This is a genomic window from Lyngbya sp. CCY1209 (assembly GCF_055795065.1).
Genome location: NZ_JAYFER010000187.1, coordinates 22639 through 28848 on the forward strand (window position 1 = coordinate 22639; position 6210 = coordinate 28848).

7 protein-coding genes are annotated in these 6210 nt (G+C 58.2%); 3 read left to right on the forward strand and 4 right to left on the reverse strand.

Annotated elements, in window-relative coordinates:
• Positions 1-99 precede the first annotated feature (99 nt).
• The 3 genes from rpsN to rseP all read right to left on the reverse strand — a co-directional run bounded on the left by rpsN (position 100) and on the right by rseP (position 2359).
• Positions 100-402 (reverse strand): 30S ribosomal protein S14, encoded by a 303-nt coding sequence (rpsN, locus tag AC0QHF_RS03180; protein ID WP_324702737.1) that lies wholly within the window; start codon positions 400-402, stop codon positions 100-102.
• Between the two features lie 40 nt (positions 403-442).
• Positions 443-1096, reverse strand: coding sequence for an endonuclease III (gene nth / locus AC0QHF_RS03185; protein ID WP_324702738.1), 654 nt, complete (start codon positions 1094-1096; stop codon positions 443-445).
• A 162-nt stretch (positions 1097-1258) separates the two neighbouring features.
• Positions 1259-2359 (reverse strand): RIP metalloprotease RseP, encoded by a 1101-nt coding sequence (gene rseP, locus AC0QHF_RS03190; protein ID WP_324702739.1) that lies wholly within the window; start codon positions 2357-2359, stop codon positions 1259-1261.
• 321 nt (positions 2360-2680) lie between these two features.
• On the opposite strand from rseP, the gene gcvT reads away from it, so the two are divergent.
• Complete coding sequence (gene gcvT, locus AC0QHF_RS03195) at positions 2681-3793, forward strand: glycine cleavage system aminomethyltransferase GcvT (RefSeq protein WP_324702740.1); 1113 nt, start codon at positions 2681-2683, stop codon at positions 3791-3793.
• A gap of 122 nt (positions 3794-3915) precedes the next feature.
• Positions 3916-4155 carry a hypothetical protein gene (locus tag AC0QHF_RS03200; protein ID WP_324702741.1) on the forward strand — a complete coding sequence of 80 codons (240 nt, stop codon included), beginning with the start codon at positions 3916-3918 and terminating at the stop codon, positions 4153-4155.
• A 118-nt stretch (positions 4156-4273) separates the two neighbouring features.
• On the opposite strand, the gene hflX is transcribed toward AC0QHF_RS03200, so the two are convergent.
• On the reverse strand, positions 4274-5821 hold the full coding sequence (gene hflX, locus AC0QHF_RS03205) for a GTPase HflX (protein ID WP_473113535.1): 1548 nt from the start codon (positions 5819-5821) through the stop codon (positions 4274-4276).
• A 111-nt stretch (positions 5822-5932) separates the two neighbouring features.
• On the opposite strand from hflX, the gene AC0QHF_RS03210 reads away from it, so the two are divergent.
• Positions 5933-6210 (forward strand): hypothetical protein (locus tag AC0QHF_RS03210; RefSeq protein ID WP_324702742.1); only part of this gene is annotated, 278 nt, incomplete at its 3' end.

Genomic DNA, 6210 nt, shown 5'->3' on the forward strand with positions numbered 1-6210 from the left:
GCAGAGGGGGGGTTATTTCTTCCTCCGCATCCCGGAGCCTGATTCATCAAAAGTTCAGACTTTTGACTTTTGACTTTTGACTTTTGACTTACAAAACCCCTACCAACTGGACTTGACCACTCCCGGCAACAGTCCCTTGTGGGCCATTTCCCGAATTTGGTTGCGACAGAGTCCGAAATCCCGGTAGTATCCCCGAGGCCGTCCCGTCACCCAGCATCTATTCCGCACCCGAGTCCGGGAGCTGTTGCGGGGCAATTGCTGGATCTGGCGGTGAATCGCCATTTTTTGAGCCTGAGAGGTGGCCGTCCGAAACTGCTCTTTGAGTTCAGCCCGCTTGTCCGAATATTTTTCGACGAGCTGTTTGCGCTTCTTGTCGCGCTCGATCATGCTTTTTTTAGCCATGTCGAAGTGTTAATGCCTCCAAATTTTGAGAGTTTTCCCGTCAGCACTTCCCGGCCGACGGACATAAATCAGACAATTCACAATCATAACACGCCGGCTTTCGGGCCGTACAGATCGCACGGCCGTGGTAGATCAGGCGGATCGACCAATTTTCCCAGTCCGCCTGGGGCAGAAGTTGCATCAAATCCCGCTCGATGCGGATCGGATTTTCCTGTTCCGTCAACCCCAGGCGTCGGCTGAGGCGCCGGACGTGGGTATCCACCGTCACCCCCATGTTGATGCCGTAGGCGTTGGCGAGCACCACATTCGCCGTTTTGCGGGCGACTCCCGGCAACTCCAGCAATTCCTCCATCCGCTTCGGGACTTCCCCGCCGAACTTTTCCACAATCAGGCGAGACGCTTCTTTAATATTGCGGGCCTTGTTGCGATAAAATCCGGTGGACCGCACCAGGGTTTGCACCTCTTCCAAGTCCGCCGTCGCCAGGGAAAAGGCATCGGGGAAGCGGCGAAATAAGGCCGGGGTGACTTGATTGACCCGCTCATCGGTGCACTGGGCCGAGAGCATGGTGGCGACCAACAATTGCAGGGGGGTTTGATAGGCCAACGTACATCCCGCGTCGGGGTAGAGGCGTTTGAGGCGGACCAGAAGTTCCAGGGCCCGCTTGCGATCGCCGATTTTTTTGCGATTCGTCATGGAAAGTTATAAGAGGCAATAGGCAATAGGTGACAGGCAATAGGTGACAGGCAATAGGTGAGAGGCAACGGGAAAGGGGGAATGAGTCAATCTAAAGTTGGGGAGTCGGGGCATTGGGCCTGTCGGTTCGCCAATCCCCTCCCCCCAGTACGGAAGGGCGACCTACTGGAAGAGCGATCGCACCCAGGTGAGATCGGTCAGGTTGGCGGTATCCCGGATGATCAGGAAAATCCCCAATCCCAACAGCAACATCAACCCCGTCTGCATGACGCTTTCTTGGACGCGGCTGGGGAGGGGTTTTCCGCGCAGGGCTTCGATGAGGAGAAACGCCAACTGGCCGCCGTCGAGGGCCGGCAGGGGCAGGATGTTGATGATCGCCAGGTTGATGCTGATCAGGGCGGCGAATTGAAATAAACTGGCGGCGTCCGAACGGGCGATGTCCGCACCGATCGCGACGATGCCCACCGGGCCGGAGAGTTGCCCCGCCGTTTCCCCGAAGTTGTTGATCAGTTGGGAAAATCCTTGCAACGTCAGATCGGTGATGCGCTGGAACTCCGCCGCACCTTTGACAAAGGCGTCGATCGGCCCGTCGGCGCGGTAGCGGACGATTTCGCCGTTGGGGCTCAGTTGCACGCCGATGCGGCCTTTCCCATCTTCTCCGGGTTGCGGGGTGACGGTGACGGGGAGGGTGCGATCGTCCCGTTGAATGGTCATGGGCAGGGGCTGGTTCGGGTGGTTTTGAATCACCTCGATCAGGCGGGTGATGGAGTCCTTAGAGGCGCCGAGTTCCTCCCCGTCCACGGCGACGATCAGATCGTCGGCCCGAATGCCGGCTTGAGCCGCCGCCGAACTGACTTCGCTGGCGACGGCGGGGACCCGCACGCCGGGATCGTAGTTAAATTCCGGGATGCCCACGAGTCCGACCTGGGCGACGAGCAGGAAGTAGGCGAAAATCAAATTGGCGATCACGCCCGCACTGATCACGATCGCGCGATCAAGAATGGGGCGGTTGCTCAACAGGTCCGGGTCGTCCGGCGGGATGGTGCTGTCCGGGTCTTCATCCGGGAACCCCACGAAACCCCCGAGGGGAAAGCCTCTGAGGGCATATTCGGTTTCCGAACCCTGATATTTCCACAAAATCGGCCCGAAGCCGATGGAGAAGCGATTGACGTGAATGTGCTGGAGGCGCGCCGCCATGAAATGGCCGAGTTCATGGACGACAATCAAAATTCCGAGAACCGCGATCGCAGCCAATATTGACATGAATAATTCCGAGTTCAGTAATTAACCAATTCTATTATTCTGACATCTTCCCCAACCCGAAGCCACGGCAAGTCCGGAAATCCGCCCTCAGCCCTCAGCCAGAAAGCTGATCGGGCGACCGCCGGGGCGATCGGGACGGCGACCGATTCTCCAACCCAGACGGTGAAAGGTTTTTCTCCCCGTTGCCTCTTGCCTATTGCCTCTTACCTGCTACACATCCGATTTTTGGACGAACTGACTCAAACCCTGAGTTTCCCGTAAGATAGAAAACATCATCCGCACAAGTTGAAGCTCAAACCGCCCAAACCGTCGTATTTGGCTATGAAACCACCCCTCGCCCGCACCCCCCTCTACGATCTGTCCGTCGAACTCAACGCCCGCATGGTGCCCTTTTCCGGTTGGGAAATGGCGGTGCAGTACACCGGGATCACCCCTGAACACGAAGCCGTGCGATCGCATCTGGGAATGTTCGACATTTCCCACATGGGCAAATTCGCCCTCAAAGGCCAGCAATTAGTCGCCGCCCTCCAACCCCTGGTCCCGTCCGACCTCAGTCGCCTGGAACCGGGTCAAGCCCAGTACACGGTGCTGCTCAATGCCAGTGGCGGCATTTTAGACGACTTCATTTTTTACTATCAAGGCATCGACCGGGCGACCGGAAATCAGCGGGGAATGGCGATCGTCAACGCCGCCACCAAATCCAGAGATAAAGCTTGGATTGTCGCCCATTTAGAAGGAACCGGCGTCGATCTGGACGATTTATCCCGGACGAAAGCGCTGATCGCCGTCCAGGGTCCGGAAGCGGAAGCCGTCCTGCAACCCCTGGTGGAAGCGGACCTGTCGGCGGTGGGGAATTTCGGACACGCGGAAACCACCGTATTGGGAAAACCCGCCTTTATCGCACGGACGGGATACACCGGAGAGGACGGGTTTGAAGTGATGGTCGATCCGCCGACGGGGGTAGACCTGTGGCGTCACCTGTTGGAAGCGGGGGTGACTCCCTGCGGTTTGGGAGCCAGAGATACCCTGCGACTCGAAGCGGCGATGGCCCTGTACGGACAGGATATCGACACCCACACGACTCCGTTGGAAGCCGGGTTGCGGTGGCTGGTCCACCTGGACGACAAGGGAGACTTTATCGGGCGATCGGTTTTGGAACAACAGAAAGCAAAGGGAGTGTCCCGGCGCCTGGTGGGGTTGGAAATGCAGGGGCGCCACATCGCCCGCCACGGCTATTCGGTGAAGGCGGACGGGGAAATCGTCGGGGAAGTCACCAGTGGCACCATGTCCCCCACCCTCAAAAAAGCGATCGCCCTGGCCTACGTCCCGGCGGAATTGGCGAAAGTCGGCCGGGAATTGGAAGTGCAAATTCGCAAAAAAACCTACCCCGCCAAAGTAGTCAAGCGGCCCTTTTATCGATCGCCGCATCGGTGAGGGAGTCAGAATAATTGATCATTGAAAATTGACAATTATCAATCAATCCCCCCTCGGCCCCCCCAAAACCAATAATCTGCGAAAATCTGCGAAATCTGCGGACAAAAAGGGAGAAATTGATCATGAGCAAATTACTCCATGCAACTTACCACAATGGCAGCTTAATCCTCGATGAAAAACTGGATTCAGCCCTAGAAGGCCAAAAGCTGACCTTGATGCTGGTCGAAGATGCGGAATCTTCTGCTCAGTCCGAGATGGAACCCAAAGAACGGACACAGAAATTCCTGGAGTGGGCACAACAATATTCTGCCAAACTGCCGCCCGATTATAAATTTGATCGGGAAGAAGCCCATGAGCGATAACATATTTCTAGATACAAAAAACTGCAACAAACGATTAAGTCCTTCATTCGCCCGGGTGAACACAATCGAGATCCCTTTAGAAACCCGGTTTCTCGGTCATCTTTTCCCGACTCCTACTTTACGAATTGGCGATCGCATAATAGACCAACTGCGCCATCCGGCCGCGGAGGGTTTCCAAACCCAGGGCTTTGGCCGCCGAGATGAACACCGCCTGGGGGTACTCTTCCTGGGCGAACCGCAATGTCTCCCCATCGACGCGATCGATCTTGTTGAACGCCAGCAGCGCGGGGCCGGGGGTGATCGGCATTTGGGTCAAAATTTCCATCACCGAGCGGATCTGGGCCTGCCATGCGGGGTGGGAGAGATCGACGACGTGCAGTAAGGCGTCCGCGTCGGTGACTTCCTCCAGGGTGGCGCGGAAGGCGTCAATTAAGGCTGGCGGCAGTTCGTGGATGAATCCCACCGTGTCGGTGAGGACGATAGTTTGGGCCTCCCCCGTCACCGCGTCGGGGATGGTGAGGCGGCGGGTGGTGGGGTCGAGGGTGGCGAAGAGTTGGTCGGCGGTGTAGATTTCGGAGGAGGTGAGGACGTTCAACAGGGTGGATTTTCCGGCGTTGGTGTACCCGACGATCGCCACCGTGGGGACTTCCTGGCGCTGACGTCGCTGCCTCAAGCGCGATCGGTGGGCCTGGAGTTGGTTGACTTCCTTCTGCAACCGGGCGATCCGTCGCTGGATGGCCCGCCGTTCCGTCTCCAGTTTGGTTTCCCCCGGCCCCCGAGTGCCGATGCCGCCCCCCAGTCGGGACATAGCTTCCCCCCGTCCGGTGAGGCGGGGCAGGCTGTATTCGAGTTGGGCGAGTTCCACCTGCAATTTCCCGGCGCCGGACTGGGCCCGCTGGGCGAAAATATCCAAAATCACTTCGGTGCGATCGACCACCCGCACGCCGATGCGGGTTTCCAGGTTGCGGACTTGGGCCGGGGACAGGTCGCGATCGAATACGATCAGGGTGGCGCCGAAGGTTTGGGCGGCGAGGGCGATTTCCTGGGTTTTCCCCTCTCCGACGACGGTTTGGGGGTGAGGGCGCGATCGCTTCTGTCGCAAGGTTTGCAGCACCCGTCCCCCGGCCGTATCCACGAGGCGGGCCAATTCTTCCAACCCCTCCTCGAACCGTTGGGACGAAACGTCCGCTGTCTGCACCCCCACCAGCAGCACCCGATCCTGGTCGGACTTGACATCTCGGGCGACAAATTCCCGCTGAAATTCGGCTTCGAGCCCGTCCACCAAATCCAGAAAATCCTGGTTGGAGAGGACGTCGAGGCTGGTGGAGGGGGAGACGTAGTAGGGGACGGGTGAGAGAGGATTGTCCAGGTGGGTTTCGTTTTCCTCGTCTTCTTGTTGGGGGAGGAGATGGGCCAAATAACAATCTTTGACATAGCCGGTGCCGCCGCCCCCCCGGCGCTCAAATCCCGTCCCCGTCAGGGTCAAGATGGCGAGGACGTCAAGGCGCTGCATTGCCATCGCCGTCAGGGCCGATTCTCGGGGCGGTTCCGATTTGGACTGGGTGGCGATGCAGCGGATGCCGCTCAGACGGCCATTTCCGTAGCGCGGCAGTTCCAGGGGGGGGATGCGGGTTTGGCGGGGGCTTCCCACCCCGACGCGGATCACCTGTCCCCGGCGGTTGATGTAGGCGCAGACGGGTTCGCCGATGTCCGTACTGGCGGCGGCGAGTCGCTGGGCAAACTCCGGCGTCGTGATGCGATCGCCCGGTATCCGCTGGTGATACAGGCGCTGGAGTTGCTTGAGCTGACTGGGCTTGAGACCTTGCAGGTTCCCGTAGATCGTTTCGATAGGCGCTCCTTTTTTAATGCACTCAAAACTGTGATTATAACAAAATTTGACCGCCTGCGGGGGGGAGCCACTAAAACAGTAGGGGCGAAAAATCTTTCGCCCCTACCGGTTTCTTCATCCCCAACCGTAGCTAGAAACCGGGTTTCTACCCGCATTTCTCATCCCCCCAAAAAAACTCTCATAGAAACCCGGTTTCTTCATCCTCA